15 protein-coding genes, 1 pseudogene and 1 other annotated feature are annotated in these 15,382 nt (G+C 56.0%); of the genes and pseudogenes, 2 read left to right on the top strand and 14 right to left on the bottom strand.

The features are described from left to right. Positions 1–45: 45 nt before the first annotated feature. Positions 46–444 (bottom strand): cyclic nucleotide-binding domain-containing protein, encoded by a 399-nt coding sequence (locus JZX87_RS28175; protein WP_206829102.1) that lies wholly within the window; start codon positions 442–444, stop codon positions 46–48. A gap of 515 nt (positions 445–959) precedes the next feature. After that, a complete protein-coding gene (locus tag JZX87_RS31935; RefSeq protein WP_206829095.1) occupies positions 960–1,229 on the bottom strand; it encodes a DUF982 domain-containing protein in 270 nt (89 codons plus the stop codon). A 395-nt stretch (positions 1,230–1,624) separates the two neighbouring features. Here JZX87_RS31935 and JZX87_RS28165 point away from each other — a divergent pair. Beyond that, positions 1,625–2,089, top strand: a pseudogene (locus JZX87_RS28165) (IS66 family transposase); the annotation flags it as partial. Between the two features lie 225 nt (positions 2,090–2,314). Here JZX87_RS28165 and JZX87_RS28160 read toward each other — a convergent pair. Together JZX87_RS28160 and JZX87_RS28155 are read right to left on the bottom strand one after the other, a co-directional pair. After that, complete coding sequence (locus JZX87_RS28160) at positions 2,315–3,439, bottom strand: UDP-galactopyranose mutase (RefSeq protein ID WP_206829094.1); 1,125 nt, start codon at positions 3,437–3,439, stop codon at positions 2,315–2,317. Positions 3,440–3,451: 12 nt separating this feature from the next. After that, the gene (locus JZX87_RS28155; protein ID WP_206829093.1) at positions 3,452–4,435 is read right to left on the bottom strand and encodes a DUF707 domain-containing protein; all 984 of its coding nucleotides are present in this window, start codon (positions 4,433–4,435) and stop codon (positions 3,452–3,454) included. A gap of 205 nt (positions 4,436–4,640) precedes the next feature. After that, positions 4,641–4,695: a sequence feature (sul1 is cis-regulatory element that is thought to sense ions involved in sulfur or methionine metabolism; They are found in Alphaproteobacteria), on the bottom strand. Positions 4,696–5,247: 552 nt separating this feature from the next. Between JZX87_RS28155 and JZX87_RS31595 the strand changes: the two genes are divergently transcribed. Continuing rightward, entirely contained in the window at positions 5,248–5,445 is a 198-nt protein-coding gene (locus JZX87_RS31595) for a hypothetical protein (RefSeq protein WP_353654282.1), read from the top strand. Between the two features lie 407 nt (positions 5,446–5,852). Here the strand turns inward: JZX87_RS31595 and JZX87_RS28145 are convergent, their stop codons facing one another. The 10 genes from JZX87_RS28145 to JZX87_RS31590 all read right to left on the bottom strand — a co-directional run bounded on the left by JZX87_RS28145 (position 5,853) and on the right by JZX87_RS31590 (position 15,356). Next, on the bottom strand, positions 5,853–6,464 hold the full coding sequence (locus JZX87_RS28145; RefSeq protein WP_206829092.1) for a nucleotidyltransferase family protein: 612 nt from the start codon (positions 6,462–6,464) through the stop codon (positions 5,853–5,855). A 12-nt stretch (positions 6,465–6,476) separates the two neighbouring features. Further along, a complete protein-coding gene (moaA, locus tag JZX87_RS28140; RefSeq protein WP_148147869.1) occupies positions 6,477–7,514 on the bottom strand; it encodes a GTP 3',8-cyclase MoaA in 1,038 nt (345 codons plus the stop codon). Then, positions 7,511–8,410 carry an XdhC family protein gene (locus JZX87_RS28135; RefSeq protein ID WP_206829100.1) on the bottom strand — a complete coding sequence of 300 codons (900 nt, stop codon included), beginning with the start codon at positions 8,408–8,410 and terminating at the stop codon, positions 7,511–7,513. The genes moaA and JZX87_RS28135 overlap by 4 nt, the downstream gene beginning before the upstream one ends. A 73-nt stretch (positions 8,411–8,483) precedes the next feature. Next, positions 8,484–10,682, bottom strand: a complete 2,199-nt coding sequence (gene paoC / locus JZX87_RS28130) for an aldehyde oxidoreductase molybdenum-binding subunit PaoC (RefSeq protein WP_206829091.1) — start codon at positions 10,680–10,682, stop codon at positions 8,484–8,486. A 3-nt stretch (positions 10,683–10,685) separates the two neighbouring features. Beyond that, positions 10,686–11,636, bottom strand: coding sequence for an FAD binding domain-containing protein (locus JZX87_RS28125; RefSeq protein WP_206829090.1), 951 nt, complete (start codon positions 11,634–11,636; stop codon positions 10,686–10,688). Beyond that, complete coding sequence (gene paoA / locus JZX87_RS28120) at positions 11,633–12,271, bottom strand: aldehyde dehydrogenase iron-sulfur subunit PaoA (RefSeq protein ID WP_148147872.1); 639 nt, start codon at positions 12,269–12,271, stop codon at positions 11,633–11,635. The genes JZX87_RS28125 and paoA overlap by 4 nt, the downstream gene beginning before the upstream one ends. Before the next feature lie 310 nt (positions 12,272–12,581). Then, a complete protein-coding gene (locus JZX87_RS28115; protein ID WP_206829089.1) occupies positions 12,582–13,829 on the bottom strand; it encodes a cation:proton antiporter in 1,248 nt (415 codons plus the stop codon). Positions 13,830–13,891: 62 nt separating this feature from the next. Then, positions 13,892–14,806, bottom strand: coding sequence for an EthD domain-containing protein (locus JZX87_RS28110; RefSeq protein WP_206829088.1), 915 nt, complete (start codon positions 14,804–14,806; stop codon positions 13,892–13,894). Between the two features lie 110 nt (positions 14,807–14,916). Next, positions 14,917–15,228, bottom strand: coding sequence for a PAS domain-containing protein (locus JZX87_RS31930; RefSeq protein ID WP_206829087.1), 312 nt, complete (start codon positions 15,226–15,228; stop codon positions 14,917–14,919). After that, a complete protein-coding gene (locus JZX87_RS31590; RefSeq protein ID WP_286195136.1) occupies positions 15,225–15,356 on the bottom strand; it encodes a hypothetical protein in 132 nt (43 codons plus the stop codon). Before JZX87_RS31590 ends, JZX87_RS31930 begins: the two co-directional genes overlap by 4 nt. Between the last annotated feature and the right edge of the window lie 26 nt (positions 15,357–15,382).

Raw genomic sequence — 15,382 nt, 5'->3', positions numbered from 1 at the left:
GGGGGCGACTATTTCTCGGAATTAGGGGGCGACATCATTTCGGAATCAGGGGGCGGGTTGCCTCGGAATTTGCACTCTCAACGAAACGCTGGCATTGTAGGCGGCGATGAGCGTGGCCGTCTCGATACGATATCCCAAACCCTCCGTCTGCATTGTGATTTCAAACGGTACAGAAGTGGCGCCGAGCACCGAAGTCGGGGGCACCATCCCATCGGAACCAATGATACAGACTTCGGCTTCCAGCCCAGTACTGGATCGGACGACGACGGAGCAGATCCCGGATTCAAGGAAATAGGTATGTTCGGTGATCCGATTTGTTAGGGCAAAGACAAAGTGGCGGGGCAGTTCGATAGGTTCCAAATAGCCCACAAGGGTCGTGAAATCGACGTCAGTCAGCAATCGAAGGAGTTTATTTTGAAAATCTCGTTGGTGCAGGGGTGACATTGCTCTTCCTCGTAAGGGCAAGAGCAATCGGATCTCCCAGCCGTCTGCGCCAAAAAAGTCTGCGGACGATGTGGCAAACTTATACTCGAATAGTGGTTCCTTTAAGACCCGGCGGCGGCGGCGACAATACGCCCATGCCTGTGTGCACGATAGCGGACAAACGGAGCACACGGTTAGTTGCAGCGATGCGCTAGATATTCGATATCACTCGGTTACCCACCCTCTTGTTTCGGATGTGGCCGCATCTTGGCTTACGTTCCGCAAGTGAATGTCAGGCGTATCCGATACCGACTTAAAAGCAATCGGGCCCTTGCTTTCAAAGCAATAATCGGATCGACAAGGACCGTTAGAACATGCGTCGCAGGTCCATGCCATGTGCTTGCAGGGCAGTGAGGACAGGTGATCGCGTCAGCGCCGCAATCACATCTAAACCAGCCCGATTCCCGGCCTATAGAGATGAGTGGAGCACACGTATTTTGTGTCGCGACATCGACGACATTTCATTCTTCAACCCCTCACTCGGAAGCAAGATGGAAATTTTGATCCACCCAAGCATCAAGAGAAGGCTGTCGAGCCACGTCTGGACAAACCTCTCCGAGCAAGGCGTGGTGGCATATTGCATGAGCCCGAAAATAGTTTGTTCCTCGCTGGCTTTGAAACTTGCTCCCCACGTACCTAATCGCATCAGCCGGGCCTGTGATGGTAGTGTCCAGGTGATCGCCAAGGCCGACGTAAACCGGCCGGGACCACCGAGCAAAGAAATTCACGCGAATGATCGAGCCCATGTTGAGGCGTGCCTTGTTGCAGTTGTTCCGGTCTCTGTCTGTTCGATAACTATGATTGCAAAGGCCTTGGCTCTTAAGGCGTCTATTGAGCTCGCTCTCGATCGGCGGCGCTTCGGCCTAACAAGGCTGTCGCAAAACTATAATGTAGTAGCTTAAGCAAGTCTACATTTACTGCACGATAGCGGACAAAGCAGTGATACAAGGGCATCCGGTCCAGCCTTTAAAATCTTGAGCGCCGTATGAGCAGCTGCTGCCTTTCCGCCATCAATAGGGTTGCCGCGGGGATTGCGCTTTGCGAAGGCCTTCGAGCTTGATGGGATGGCATCTCAGGTTGCATCAGATCAACCTCGGATGATGAGTCAATGGTGGTCGAGCAGGAGCTGGAACGCCTCGTTGTCCTGGCCGCCTGCTGGTCACATAGCCGCCGGAAGTTCTATGAACTGCATGTCGCCAAGAGCTCGAAGGTTGCCATAGAAACGGTCGAGCGCATGGCAGAGCTTTGGGAGATTGAGGAAACCGTCCGCGGCCAAAATACTCACGCCCGTGTCGCAGCGCGTCAGGAACGTTCGGCGACTATTGTCCGTGACCTCTTCACACTTTGGCAGGTGACACTGCCGCGGGTCTCGGGAAAATCTAAACTCGCCGACTTTGTTGAGCGGGCAATCAGACCCCAAGCTATCATCAGGAAGAACAGCCTCTTCGCTGGCAGCGATGGTGGCGGCAGGACGTGGGCGACAGTCGCGACGCTGCTGCAAACGGCAAAGATGAAGGCTGTCGATCCCCAAGCTTGGCTCACCCAAACGCTAGAGCGCCTCGCAAACGGATGGCCCAGCAGCGAGATCGACGCTCTCATGACATGAAATTACCAGGCCTAAACGGCCTCAGCTTCCCGCTTACGATCGAACCAAGATCGGATGCGGCTTAAGCACTTGAAAGGACTCGAACTTAGATCAGCGCTTATGAGTCGCTAAGTTGCTGAACATCCAATAAGTTGACCGATTCAGATAACAGGGCGGTGTTGAACCGTTGTTCTGGGGCACTCCCAAGCCACACGGCTTGTTTGAAGCCGGATAAGCAACTTTATCTTAAGTCCTCGCCATCCATTTCGAAACATGGGCTAGCGACTGATTAATGACCTGGTGCATATCGAGGTACTTATAGGTACCGCATCTGCCGATAAAGAACATATGATCATCACCTGCAGCTCGCGCAGCGTAACGCTCATAAAGACTTTCGTGCATGTGATCGCGGTCCATGACTGGGTAGTAGCGCTCAAAATTGTTGTCGCGATAGCAGCATGGCTCCTCGATCGTTCGCAGCACGTGTGAGGTCTCACGCACGTGATGTCCGGGTAACACGTGCCACCAAGTTTCGCGTGAATAGGGATAAGCGTGTGTGTAGTTAATCGTTGCATCCTCCTCTGCGTCTGCGGCGATGTGCTCGCTGAGGTGAAAGCGAATGGAGCGATAAGGCAGTTCGCCGAGGTCGAACTCATAAAATTCGTCTATCGGCATGCTGTTGAAACAAGCATCATAGCCAGCGAGTTTATCCTTGGAAAAGGACGTGCTTAGGCTCACCGAAATGCGGTCGTGATCGAAAATCCTCTCAAACGCTTTAGTATAACCTTCTGCCGGCATTGCCTGAAATGTGTCGGTAAGAAAATAGCGCGGATCTCGATCTGTGCGTATCTGCAGACGACGAACGACTGCCGCATCGATTTCCGAAAGATCCATCTGCCACATCTTTTTCGTATAGGGGCGAAAAAAGAGGTCAGTCAATTTCTTGCCGATCGTGGAATAAAGATGATCTTCGGCGCTTATGACCGGTGATCGAGGAAGTGCGAGCGAGGCGAGATATGACATCACATCTTCTGGTGCATTAAGCTGTGTACCGAAGACGGCATTAATAGTATCGAGGTTTACGGGCAGCGGTACCTTGCGGTCGTTGTCGAGAAGCGCCACAACTCGGTGCTCATAAGGCAGCCACCCGGTGAATTGGGATAGCCACGCGACGACCCGATCGTTGGAAGTATGAAAGAGATGTGGCCCGTACCGGTGAACTCGCACACCACAGTCATGCACATAGTCAAAACAGTTCCCGGCGATATGGTCGCGCTTTTCTATGACATCGACCTCGTGACCGGAAATCGCCAGCTCTCTCGCATAGACCGCACCAGCGAAACCAGCGCCCACAACGAGAAGTTTGGCCACAGCCTTATCCTTTCAGATATGCGTAAAAGACTGGAGGATACCCGCGACCGGCAAAATGACATTTTGGCTTAGAAATCCAGCCTTCACAGCATGTTTGGATGCCGCGAACCATTTGACGGGCTGGGACTTGTTGGTGAAGCGGTATAACAAGTCAAACCAGACCTGACGCGCGAGGCGCAGCCCTTTGAGCTGGAGTCCACCACGGAGGGTTCCGGAAAGGATCCGAATGCGGGGGACGCTGACACCGTTTATACGTGCCCCACGGGCATCGTTGACCCATTCCATCGTAACACCCATCTCGTCCCTGGCGCTATGTCTTTGGGTGTCACGCATGAACTGATGAAGATTGCCACCAACGGGTCTGGTGTGACGCACCGTGATCGTGTCTACGACTGCGACGCCACAGTAGGCGTCGCCTTTGATCTCGCGCACCATCTGAGGCCAGAGAAAATCAAGCCCGAAGCCGCTGGCGGTCTTCTCGATAAACGGAAGCGAGCGAATGAGTACCTCGCGGCTTATGAACGGTACCATCACTTCAACGAAGTTTGTGTACCGGACCTCGAAGCTCGGGTGCTGAAGGGTAATGACATGCGAGTAGTAGGAATGTTCATCCAGGGACGGCTGGTAGACATGATATTCATTCTCTATGCCGAGCGCGAAGAGGCTGTCGATATCTGCCGCAACTGCAACGATGTCATCATCTGGAAGCCAGAAGTAATCATAGCGATCGAGGACTCCGGGAAACTTTTTGAAGAAGCTGAATAGCCCATCCCATTTTCCGCCTTTACAATGATGTACGTAGTCGGCTTCCGGGAATTCTAGCGTTGAGTTGGACCCATAATAGCTGATGCCGACATCGAAGTTTCGTCTACCCGAAACCCAAGTCCGGTGGAGAGTGTTCTCCCCGCAACGGACAACGGCCAGGCCGCGTGGCGACTTTTCGGTAGTTTTCAAGCCGTCCACTTTGCCGCCGGCGGGCATAAACTGACTTCTCATAGTTCACCAAATATCTCCGAAGGCCGCGTCAATTCGCTCCTTGGTCGCCAAAGTAGATGTGAGAGGCTGTTAACCGAGCGACGATATTGACCGGGCACCCACACGCAGCTGGTAAAAAGTAATTAGCGATGTGTCAGGGCCATCGAAAAACCTGACGATTAAATCTCGAGCAACGTTTCAGCAGATCGCTGAAAAAGAGAGATCAGGTTGCCCAGCGGATTGGCGGCTGGGATAGCCACCCACATGATGTGGAGTCCAAGTTCTAATACAGAATACATAATACGCCGCTTACAGCAAGTAATATATCGGAAACATCTCTTCTCGTTGCTCGCATTGAAAATTACAATGCGACTTTATTTGACCTTCCAAATTTCGCGAAACTCCAACATATGGGATCAGTATTGATGACCCCTGAGGTTCGGTAAACAAATCCACTGCGTCATGACCATTGATTCAGTGTCCGAAAGGCCCGGACAAGCCCCACATCAGCAATGTGTGGGAGATGGGGTGGTTGCCGTCCTCCCCTAGCGGCATCGCATGGTGCCGATGGTGCAAACCGCAAAGCAGAGAGGACGGCAGATGGGCGACACAATGATCGGGGTGGACTTGGCAAAGAATGTTTTCCAGCTTCACGGGGCGACGATGACAGGCGAAGTTAATTTCGCAAAAAGCTGGCACGAGGAGAGTTTTTACGTTTCATGGCAGGGCAAGTGCCTGCAGTTGTCGTCATAGTAGCCTGCGGCAGCGCCCATTATTGATTCCGAGAACTCGTCAAGCTGGGCCATGAAGTCAAGTTGATTGCTCCGCAATACGTGCGCCCGTTCGTGAAGCGACAGAAGAACGACGCAGCCGATGCCGTAGCAATCATCATTGCAGCTCGGCAGCCCGAGATGCGTTTTGTCTCTCCCAAGACATCGGATCAGCAGGCTCGCGCGATCTTGTTTCGGGCGCGCGAACGTATTGTCCGTCAACAGACGGAACTGATGAGTGCACTGCGTGCAGTTCTTTAAGAGAAAGGCCTGACAGAAGACCGCACTCGATCACTCGCCAAAAGAGGTCAGAAGCTACTTGCGGAACGGGCGGCAACCTCAGAAGTAATGTTGGTAATGTGACTGGTAGCAATCTTTAAAATGGGAGTTCTTTCGGGTCCGGAACGTCGGTGACTTTAGAACACGGCCGGGACGCTGGCGGTCACCCATGTTGTTGCGGTACGAGCGGGCTCCCGATCCGGCAACCAAGAGAGTTTCTCCGAGCACTTTCGAGGGCCTGCCTTGGTAAACCGCCTTCGTTGGCCAATTAAGCTCTTGAGCGTATACGAACCCGCGACCTATACGCTCTTGAAACAAGCAAGCCGCTGAAATCTTTGAGCCGACGGCAGAGGCATCCTTAGCAACTTTGCCTGAAAGGTTGGCTGCAACTACTCACCACGACCACAGAGTTCTCCTCCTGCAGCCACTAGGTCCTGAACGGTATCAATGTCTTTCAGCGCAGCATTTCCAATATCGATCATCCTGATGGGGACTTTTTGACGTTGAAGCACTTCTTTTGCTCCTTTGTCGCCATCTAGTTTTTGCATCTGCGAAAAAATTGCGGATGGGACGACAACCGGGTGCCCTGGCTTATCACCATCCGCGCCGCGCACGAGCGCATCTTGGCCTGATCGAAAAGCCATCAAGAGTTTGGTGATATGTGCGGTCGTGATCTCCGGCATATCGGCGAGCATAACAAGAACACCATCACAATCCGCAAAGGAGGCATGCCTAAATCCACAGGCTAGCGACGCCCCCATCCCTTCTTCGAAATGCTTGTTGTACGTTGTGGAGAGCGGCAATCCCTTCAAGGCCATTTCGATCTCTGACGATCGGTGTCCGGTCACGACAGTTACAGATCTCAGGTCAGAACGCAGCATCGTCTCCGCGGATTTTCGTACCAGTGGAACTCCTTCGAACTCGGCCAGAAGCTTGTGACAACCTTCCGGCATCCGGCTCGATCGACCCGCTGCTAAAAGTAAACCGCCGACGGTCTTCATCTTCAATTTTCCTTAGCCGCCTGTCACGCTCATATGCCGCGATACCGCCGGCCGGTTATTCCGGTCAATTATAAAATCATGGCCCTGTGGCTTGCGCGCGATCGCCTCGTCTATGGCCGCAGCCAAATGGGCCGGATCGTTGCTTTCGCGAATTACTTCACGCAGGTCGGCGGCATCGTTCTGGCCGAGGCACATGTAAAGCGTGCCGGTGCAGGTGAGACGGACGCGATTGCAGCCCTCGCAGAAATTATGGGTCATCGGCGTGATGAAGCCCATGCGGCCGCCTGTCTCGGCCACTTCGACATAACGGGCTGGGCCACCGGTCTTAAAGGGGATGTCCCTCAAGGAGAATTGTTTCTCGAGATTTTCGCGCAATACCGATAGCGGCAAGTAGCGATCGGTACGATCTTCCTCGATCTCGCCCATCGGCATAGTTTCGATAACGGTGAGATCCATGCCGCGACCATGCGCGAAAAGCAACATGGCGGGGATTTCGTCTTCGTTGAAATCCTTGAGGGCAACGGCGTTGAGTTTGATCTTCAAGCCAGCTTTCTGGGCAGCGTCAATGCCTTCCATGACCTTGGAGAAATTGCCCCAGCGGGTGATTTTCTTGAATTTCTGCGGATCGAGCGTATCGAGTGAGACGTTGATACGGCGCACGCCAGCATCGTACAGTTCCTGCGAGAAGCGGGCGAGCTGCGAGCCATTGGTGGTGAGCGTCAGTTCGTCGAGATGGCCGGTTTCGATATGGCGGCCGATCGAGCGCACCAGATGCATGATGTTCTTGCGCACCAGCGGTTCGCCGCCGGTCAGTCGTAGTTTTCGGACACCCTTGGCCACAAAGGCGGAACATAGCCGGTCGAGTTCCTCCAGCGACAGAATATCCTTTTTCGGCAGAAAGCTCATGTTTTCCGACATGCAATAAGTGCAGCGGAAATCGCAGCGGTCTGTGACGGAGACGCGTAGATAGGTTACGGCCCGACCGAACCTGTCGATCATGTGCGCCTGCTGGTTTTGGGATAGCACCCTGTCCAGTAGCATGGCAGTCATCCAAAGTTCTCCAGTCTTGCAGCGGCAATGTCTGCGAGCACCGAGAGCGCCAAAGAAGCCGAGTCTCGTGTCGGACCAAACAAGCCAATTGGAGCTTTTATTCGATCAAATGCTTCTGAAGATACACCAGTCGATCGCAAGCGATCGATGCGTCGACGGTGCGTCCGGGTGCTACCAAGAGCTCCTATGTAGAACGCAGAGGACGCTAGGGCTTTGGTGAGCCAAACTTCCTCCAGATCCAGATCGTGATGGAGCAGCGCGACAGCGGTGAACGCATCTATATCAATAATCTGCGATGTTGATTTGGAACCAACAACGTCAACCGCATATCCGGACGCTTCTGCCAGCCGGCGGACTGCCTCCGCCTCCCCCGTTTGGCCAGAAATAACCACGCGTGTCTTGGGCCGATAGACCGAGATGAAATCCTCACCGCACCAACCCGATCGCAAGGGAACTTTATCGAGGGGCGCAAGTCTCTGAAGGTCCGGGCTGTAGGCCAACGCCACCGATTTACGACAAGCCAACTCTTTCAAAGCATCGTCCAACACGTCCGTATTGCGCAGGACATGGATGGCTATGGTGATGCCGCCGCCGCAGGGCAGCGTGATGTCGAAGAATGGTGAACCCTCACCAAATTTCACCATCCGGTCCCGGCCATCGGCAATGGCTTGCAATGCCTCGGCCGCCACCGCTGCTTCGACGCAGCCACCTGACACATAACCGCAAAACCGCCCGTCGGACGCAACGGCAACATGCGCTCCGAGAGCACGTGCCGCACCGCCCCGTATCTCAACGAGAGTTGCAAGGGCTGCGCCGCCGTACTGCGCAGCCTCGATAGCAAACCAAAGAATATCAGCAGGGTTGTCTACCGACTTTGCCCGCACCGGGTTAGACATGGTCGTGATTACCGTGTTGCTCAACTTATGTCCTCTGGAGAGTGCGGTGGCCGTGATCGGCCACCGCCTTTGATCAGGCGACGTCCGGCAAATCGCCAATCAGCTTGTCGAGCGTGATCGGGTAATGCCGCACACGCACGCCGGTCGCGTTGTAGATCGCGTTGGCGATCGCCGCTGAGACGCCGCACAGCCCGAGCTCGCCCACGCCCTTCGCCTTCATCGGCGACGAGTATGGATCCGTTTCGTCCATGAAGATGACTTCCTGATGCGGAATGTCCGCATGCACGGGCACCTCGTAACCGGCGAGATCGTGGTTGACAAAGAACCCGCGGCGGGTATCGACCGCCAGTTCTTCCAACAGAGCACCACCGGCACCCATCGTCATCGCGCCGATAACCTGGCTGCGGGCTGTGATCGGATTGAGGATGCGGCCCGCCGCGCAGACGGCAAGCATGCGACGAATACGGGTCTCACCGGTCGCGATATCGACACCAACCTCGACAAAGTGGCCGCCGAAGGTGGACTGCTGGTGCGTTTTGGTGAGATCGCCCCACTCGATCATATCCTCGCCGACAAGACCCTCGTGCCCTGCCGCTTCCGCAAGCGCGACAGCGCGGTTACCGGAACGAACTTCTCCGTTCTCGAACACGACATCCGCGGAGTTGAATCCCAGCTTGCTGGCCACCGCGTCGCGCAGCTTGACGCATGCAGCATAGACGCCCGAAGTGGCGGAGTTCGCCCCGAACTGCCCGCCCGATCCCGCAGAGACAGGAAACCGGGAATCACCGAGTTGAACTGCGACCTTATCCACACCGACGCCCATCATCTCGGCGGCGGTCTGGGCGATGATCGTGTAGCTGCCGGTTCCAATATCGGTCATATCGGTCTCGACGGTGACAATACCCTCCTGATCAAGCCTCACCCGCGCCCCGGACGGCATGACCAGATTATTGCGGAACGCCGCCGCGACACCCACGCCAATCATCCAGTTTCCCTCGCGTCGTGTCGCGGGACGTGTCCGTTTGTCCCATCCGAACTTTTCTGCACCAAGTTTCAGACACCCGATGAGATCGCGATGCGAGAACGGCCTCTCCGGGTTTTCTGGATCGACTTGGGTATCGTTCTTGATGCGGAACTCGATCGGATCCATGCCGAGCTTCTCCGCCATCTCGTCGACTGCGATCTCGAGCGCCATCAGACCCGGTGCTTCGCCGGGGGCGCGCATGGCGTTGCCTTCCGGCAGATCCAGCGTTGCGAGCTTCATGGCGGTCATCCGGTTTTCACCGGCATAGAGCAGACGCGTCTGCATCACCGCCGTCTCCGGCCCACCACCCGGCAGATCGCCTGACCAGCTTTCATGTGCAATCGCAGTGATCTTGCCGTCGCGCTCCGCACCGATGCGGATCCGCTGGATCGTGGCTGGACGATGGGTGGTGTTGTTCGGGATCAACGGCCGCGGCAGCGTGACCTTGACCGGGCGCCCGACCGCTTTGGCCGCGAATGCCGCCAACACCGCATCGACGCGCAGAAACAGTTTACCGCCGAAGCCGCCACCGATAAAAGGCGACATCAGATGCACCTTCTCCTTGTCCATGCCGAGCGTGATGGCGAAATCCGAACGCCACCAATCAATCATCTGGCTAGACGTCCAGACCGTAACCTCATCGCCGTCCCACGCGGCGATAGAGGCATGCGGCTCCATCATCGCATGCGACTGGTCGGGGGTTGCGTATTCGGCCTCGAGCGTCACCGGGGCTGCCGCAAAAGCTGCCTGGAAATTACCAGCCGAACTGTCCGGTTCCGTGGAAGGATCCGGTGTCTCGGCATTGGCCATCTCAGCCTTGAGGTCGAAGGCACCCTTTTCCGGCGCGTAATCGACCCGGATCAAAGCTGCTGCCGAACGCGCCTGCTCGAAGGTTTCGGCCACGACGACGGCGATGGCCTGATGATAATGTTGTATCTCGCTGCCACCGAACAGTTTGGCGGTGTTGAGCTTGCCTTTCTGTAGATCACCGACATCGAGCGCGGTGACAACGCCAAGAACGCCGGGCGCCTTCTTTGCGGCGGCACTCTCGATCGATGTGACCTGTCCTTTAGCAATGGCGGAGCCGACGGGATAACCATAGGCATAGCGCAGTTTCGGATCATGCCACTCATAGGCGTACATGGCGCGACCCGTGGTCTTCAACTCGCCGTCGATCCTGTGAATGGGCTTGCCGACGACCTTGAGCTGATCGATCGGATTGGTCGTTGCTGGTTTGTCGAACTGCATGGCTTATCCCCTCGCCTCTGACAGGACGGCGCCTATCGTGCGCTCGGTCAGCCTGATCTTGAACTTGTTCTGCTCGGTCGGCCGCGCATCCGCCAGAAGGGCGGATGCCATGGCGCGCGCGCCCTTCGGGAGTTCGGTCTCGGCGGCTTCTACGCGCCACGGCTTGTGGGCGACGCCGCCGACGGCAACCTTGCCGCTGCCATCGGGCTGGATGACGGCTGCGACCGAGACCAGCGCGAACGCATAGGAGGCGCGGTCACGGACCTTGCGATAGATCTGCTTGCCACCAACCGGAGCCGGCAGAGTGACGCCGGTGATGAACTCGCCCCGCTCCAGCGCCGTTTCGATATGCGGCGTATCGCCTGGCAGGCGGTGGAAATCGGCGATCGGGATCGCGCGCTTGGCGCCATCCGGCTTGACGGTTTCCACCATCGCATCCAGTGCTCGCATCGCCACTGCCATGTCACTCGGGTGGGTGGCGATACAGGCATCGCTCACCCCAACGACGCCGAGCTGGCGGGTGACGCCACCAATGGCGGAACAGCCGCTGCCCGGCTGGCGCTTGTTGCAGGGCTGGTTAGGATCGTAAAAATAGGGACAGCGCGTGCGCTGAAGCAAATTGCCGGCGGTTGTCGCCTTGTTACGCAGCTGACCAGATGCGCCGGCCACCAGCGCGCGGGACAGAAGGGCGTAATCGCGACGTACCGTCTCATCAGCGGCGAGATCAGTGTTGCGCACCAGCGCGCCGATACGCAAGCCGCCATCCTGCGTTTTCTCGATCGAGCCGAGGCTAATGCCATTCACATCAATGAGATGCGACGGCTTCTCGATCTCAAGCTTCATCAGGTCAAGAAGATTTGTACCGCCGGCGATGAACTTTGCATCAGGATTTTGTGCCGCCGCCGTTGCCGCAGCTTCAACTGTAGATGCCCGTTCGTAGGTAAACGCTCTCATGCCCGCACCCCCGCAACCTCGTTGATCGCATCGAGAATGTTGGAATAGGCACCGCATCGACAGATATTGCCGCTCATGCGCTCGCGAATTTCTTCCGAGGTAAGCGCCGCCTGCTGGGTGAGATTTTCGGTGACGTGGCTCGGGATGTTTGCTTTGATCTCCTCGAGCACCGCCACGGAGGAACAGATCTGTCCGGGCGTACAATAGCCGCACTGGAAGCCGTCGTGCTTGACGAAGGCCGCCTGCATCGGGTGCAGATTGCCGGGCTGGCCAAGACCTTCTATGGTGGTGATCTTGTCGCCCTCATGCATGACAGCGAGTGACAGACAGGAATTGATGCGGCGGCCATCGACGATCACCGTGCAAGCGCCGCACTGGCCATGGTCACAGCCCTTTTTCGTTCCTGTTAGATGCAGGTGCTCACGCAAGGCATCGAGCAATGTTGTGCGGTTATCCAAGATCAGACTCTGGGATTCTCCGTTGACCTCAAAGGCGACTTCTGTGATGTTTTGCAAGGTTTTTCCCCTCGTGTCTGCCGCACGGACACCCGTCGCGGCTCCAGCGACCGCTAGTGTTGCGGATGATGACACAAGCAGTTTTCGTCGGGAAAGTTCCAATTGGATTGGTGTTGGCATCTCAACCTCCTGGCTAATGGCTCCGGCACGTCAGTCACAAACCTCGCCGTCGCTTTCCAAATAGAGGCGCGTTCGAACGGGACTACCCCTTCAGATCCGCATGCACCTATTAGCGAAACGCATGAATGCGCTTAGGTCCTGCAGCCCAAGCAGTAAAAGCTGCGGACCGCGAGCTTGTTCCAAGAGCTATGTCGTGCTGGGAGCGCGATTTTTCACGGACATATGCCAGCCGACAAAGCCCTGTGTAACAACATTGGCAAGTCGTTTGAATGTGAAAAGAAACGAACCCTCGACCCGTACCTCGAATTCGCTATGCCTTGATTTGTCTGTTTGACCGTCGATCATCGATCCACTTCATCGTCGGCGTGACGGCAATGCCATGAACGACAATTGACACAACAACGATTAACAGCACGGTCGCCCAGACGGTCTCCGCAGCCTGGAATTCCGCATGCGCAGTCGCATAGGCAAGATAATAGATCGACCCAAGGCCGCGGATGCCGAATACAGCGATTATGATCGCCTCGCCGTGAGGATGTCCTGATCCTATCAAGGATATCCAAACCAACAACGGGCGAACCAGAACTAGCGCAAGGACAGCGACAACGATCACCCGCCAATCGATGTGAGCGAGAAGCTGGCCACTTACTGCAATGGACCCAAGGCAGACGAGGAGTACCATCATCAGCAATCGCTCGATCTGTTCGGCAAAATCATGTAGCTGTTCATGGAAAATACTTTCCCGTTCGCTTGCTCGGAAGGCGACTGCGGCGAGAAAAACGGAGACAAAGCCGTATCCACCGGTAAGTTCGGTTAGACCATATGTCGCGAAGGTCATTCCCAGCGCAACGAAGCCGTCCTGGGTCTTTGCCAGGCTGCTCCCATGCATCTTAAAAGCCAAAAAGCCGAAGAGCTTTCCAAGCGTCCAGCCCATAGCCACTCCGGCTGCCAGCCTCCAGCCTACGTCAACGACAGCCCAATGCTGGTACAGTTCGCGGGCTCCTGCACTCCCAACTGCCATGGCGATCGCCAGGTGTACGAAAGGAAAGCTCAGACCATCGTTCAAACCCGCCTCAGACGTAAGAGCGAACCGGACCTCGTCCTCCTCGCCTGTCTTGGGCGGCCCAACCTGGATATCGCTGGCGAGGACAGGATCAGTTGGCGCTAGCGAGGCACCAAGCAAGAGAGCCGAGGCCGCAGTCAACCCAAGGATCCAATACCCTAAGAATGCGAGTGTAGCGATGGTCAATGGCATGGCGATCCCGAGTAGCCGCCACGTCGTCTCCCACCTCTTCCATCCAATCGGGCGGTCCAGCTTCAGACCGGCGCCCATGAGAGCGACGATGACGACGACCTCCGTCATCCGCTCAGTGAACTCGCGGTTCTCCAACGGATTGAAGCGAGGCAACAGCGGAAAAGGAGACCATGCCAACATCGCGCCAATGGCGAGGCAAGCAATGGGCAGCGATAATGGTAGGCGCCGCATCATCATCGGCAGCCATGCGGTCAGCAGAACGACGAAGCCGAGTATGGTCAGCGTAACAAGGTAGATATCCACGCACGCTCACTTTCTGCGGTGGTCTCAGCGACTCAAACATTTGACCAATCAAGGCCAGGGACTCAAATCCTGCCCGTCAATAGAAGATTCCGAACGTCGTCCACGATTTGATTTGTCGCGCCGAGCGCATCGATCAGTTGCGCCGGCCTGCTGCCCCGCAGTCCCGCGGTGGTAAGCTTTTTGTCCCGGACATAAGTGTAGATACCGCTGACCGCAAAGGCGGCATAGTGGCTAATGTTGGTGCTCTGCCCGGTGAGTGTGCTGCGGAACAAGTCGCCACCGTAGAATGACCTGCGCGCAATCGGGTTTGCGAAGGCGAGTTCGAGAATAGCGATAAGTTGCCGTTCTTCTGTCACCATATGGTCAACGTCAGGTGCGGGCGGCGCGGGTTTGGCGTTATCGTAACGATCAGGCAGGTGCAGGCGAACTTTCAAGACGGCGGTGTCAGATGCCAGCGTCTTTGAGAATGCTCTCATGAATTCCGCAAATGCGGCTGGATTAGACGTTTGAGACCCGAAATGAATGTGCATTCGGTCAAGGCCATCGTCCCCGTTGGGAACGGGATCCGCAACGCGGTCGACAAATGTCTGCGATCCTCCGGGAAGAGAATAAGCCACAGTGGCGGCGAACATGTTCTGCTCGTCGGCAAACAGGATCGAGCATGCTTGGTTAAAAGCCTCTTGCTCGGCCCTCGACTGGAAGCCGATCTCCACACCACCGTCGAGGACGTAGTTCTCGAAAGGCTTGATGCCTTCCACATCAGGCCAAAGATGCGCGTCCTGTTCACGATGGAAATGGTTCTGCACGTACCAACCGAGACCTGGGATACGCGAACACAGAGGTCCATGGACGTCGCGCCAGTAGGTCGCAAAAACCTCGTGCGGCACCCTCGGGCGTCGAAGAACGGTCGTGTAGGAGTTTATCGCGATCGCTTCATCCCGCGCGGCATAATTCTGGTCGGCTGATATGATGGTCAAGTCATGCTCCTGGTTAGTCAGGAGAACATTCGCCGTCTCTCGTTGTTCCGCATCCGCGGTGCAACTACGCGATACAATCCGCAAATTTGCTGTGAAGAAACCGTCTTTGCCTACCTCGGACTTAGTCGACACACACCGACGACCTGAGAGACATAATGCAGTGCCTGCCCCATCATTAAATGACGGCTAAAGGTCATTACCGGGTAGATGATCCTGGAATAAAGCAATGGATTTCCAGTGCTGTCACGAAAGCATCGGCCGACGGTCATGACCAGCTTCCACTTCTTCGACGCGTTCGCCACGCGATATTCCGCGGTATAGGGTAGGCCGACCCTGACGGCTTTGGATATCAAGCTGGAAAGTATTCCCTGATCGGCCACATGGACGCGATCGATATACGATGAGATTGGCAGTCCCTTCATTGTCTGTAGAGGATCAAGACCGACAGAGCCGCAATCGCGGTGTCTCCGTAGAGACGATCGCTGCTGAGGCCCCAAGTGTAAATCCCAGCTTCTGGCTCATCGCCGAGTAGATTGTCGAGATTGATCATTCAGCTACTCCGAGCATCACCACCCT

Origin of the sequence: Agrobacterium sp. Ap1, from assembly GCF_017313375.1 — a bacterium.
Taxonomy (GTDB): Bacteria; Pseudomonadota; Alphaproteobacteria; order Rhizobiales; family Rhizobiaceae; genus Neorhizobium; species Neorhizobium cellulosilyticum.
The sequence above is the reverse complement of the archived record's forward strand: the minus strand, read 5'-3'. Positions and strand labels throughout refer to the sequence as shown.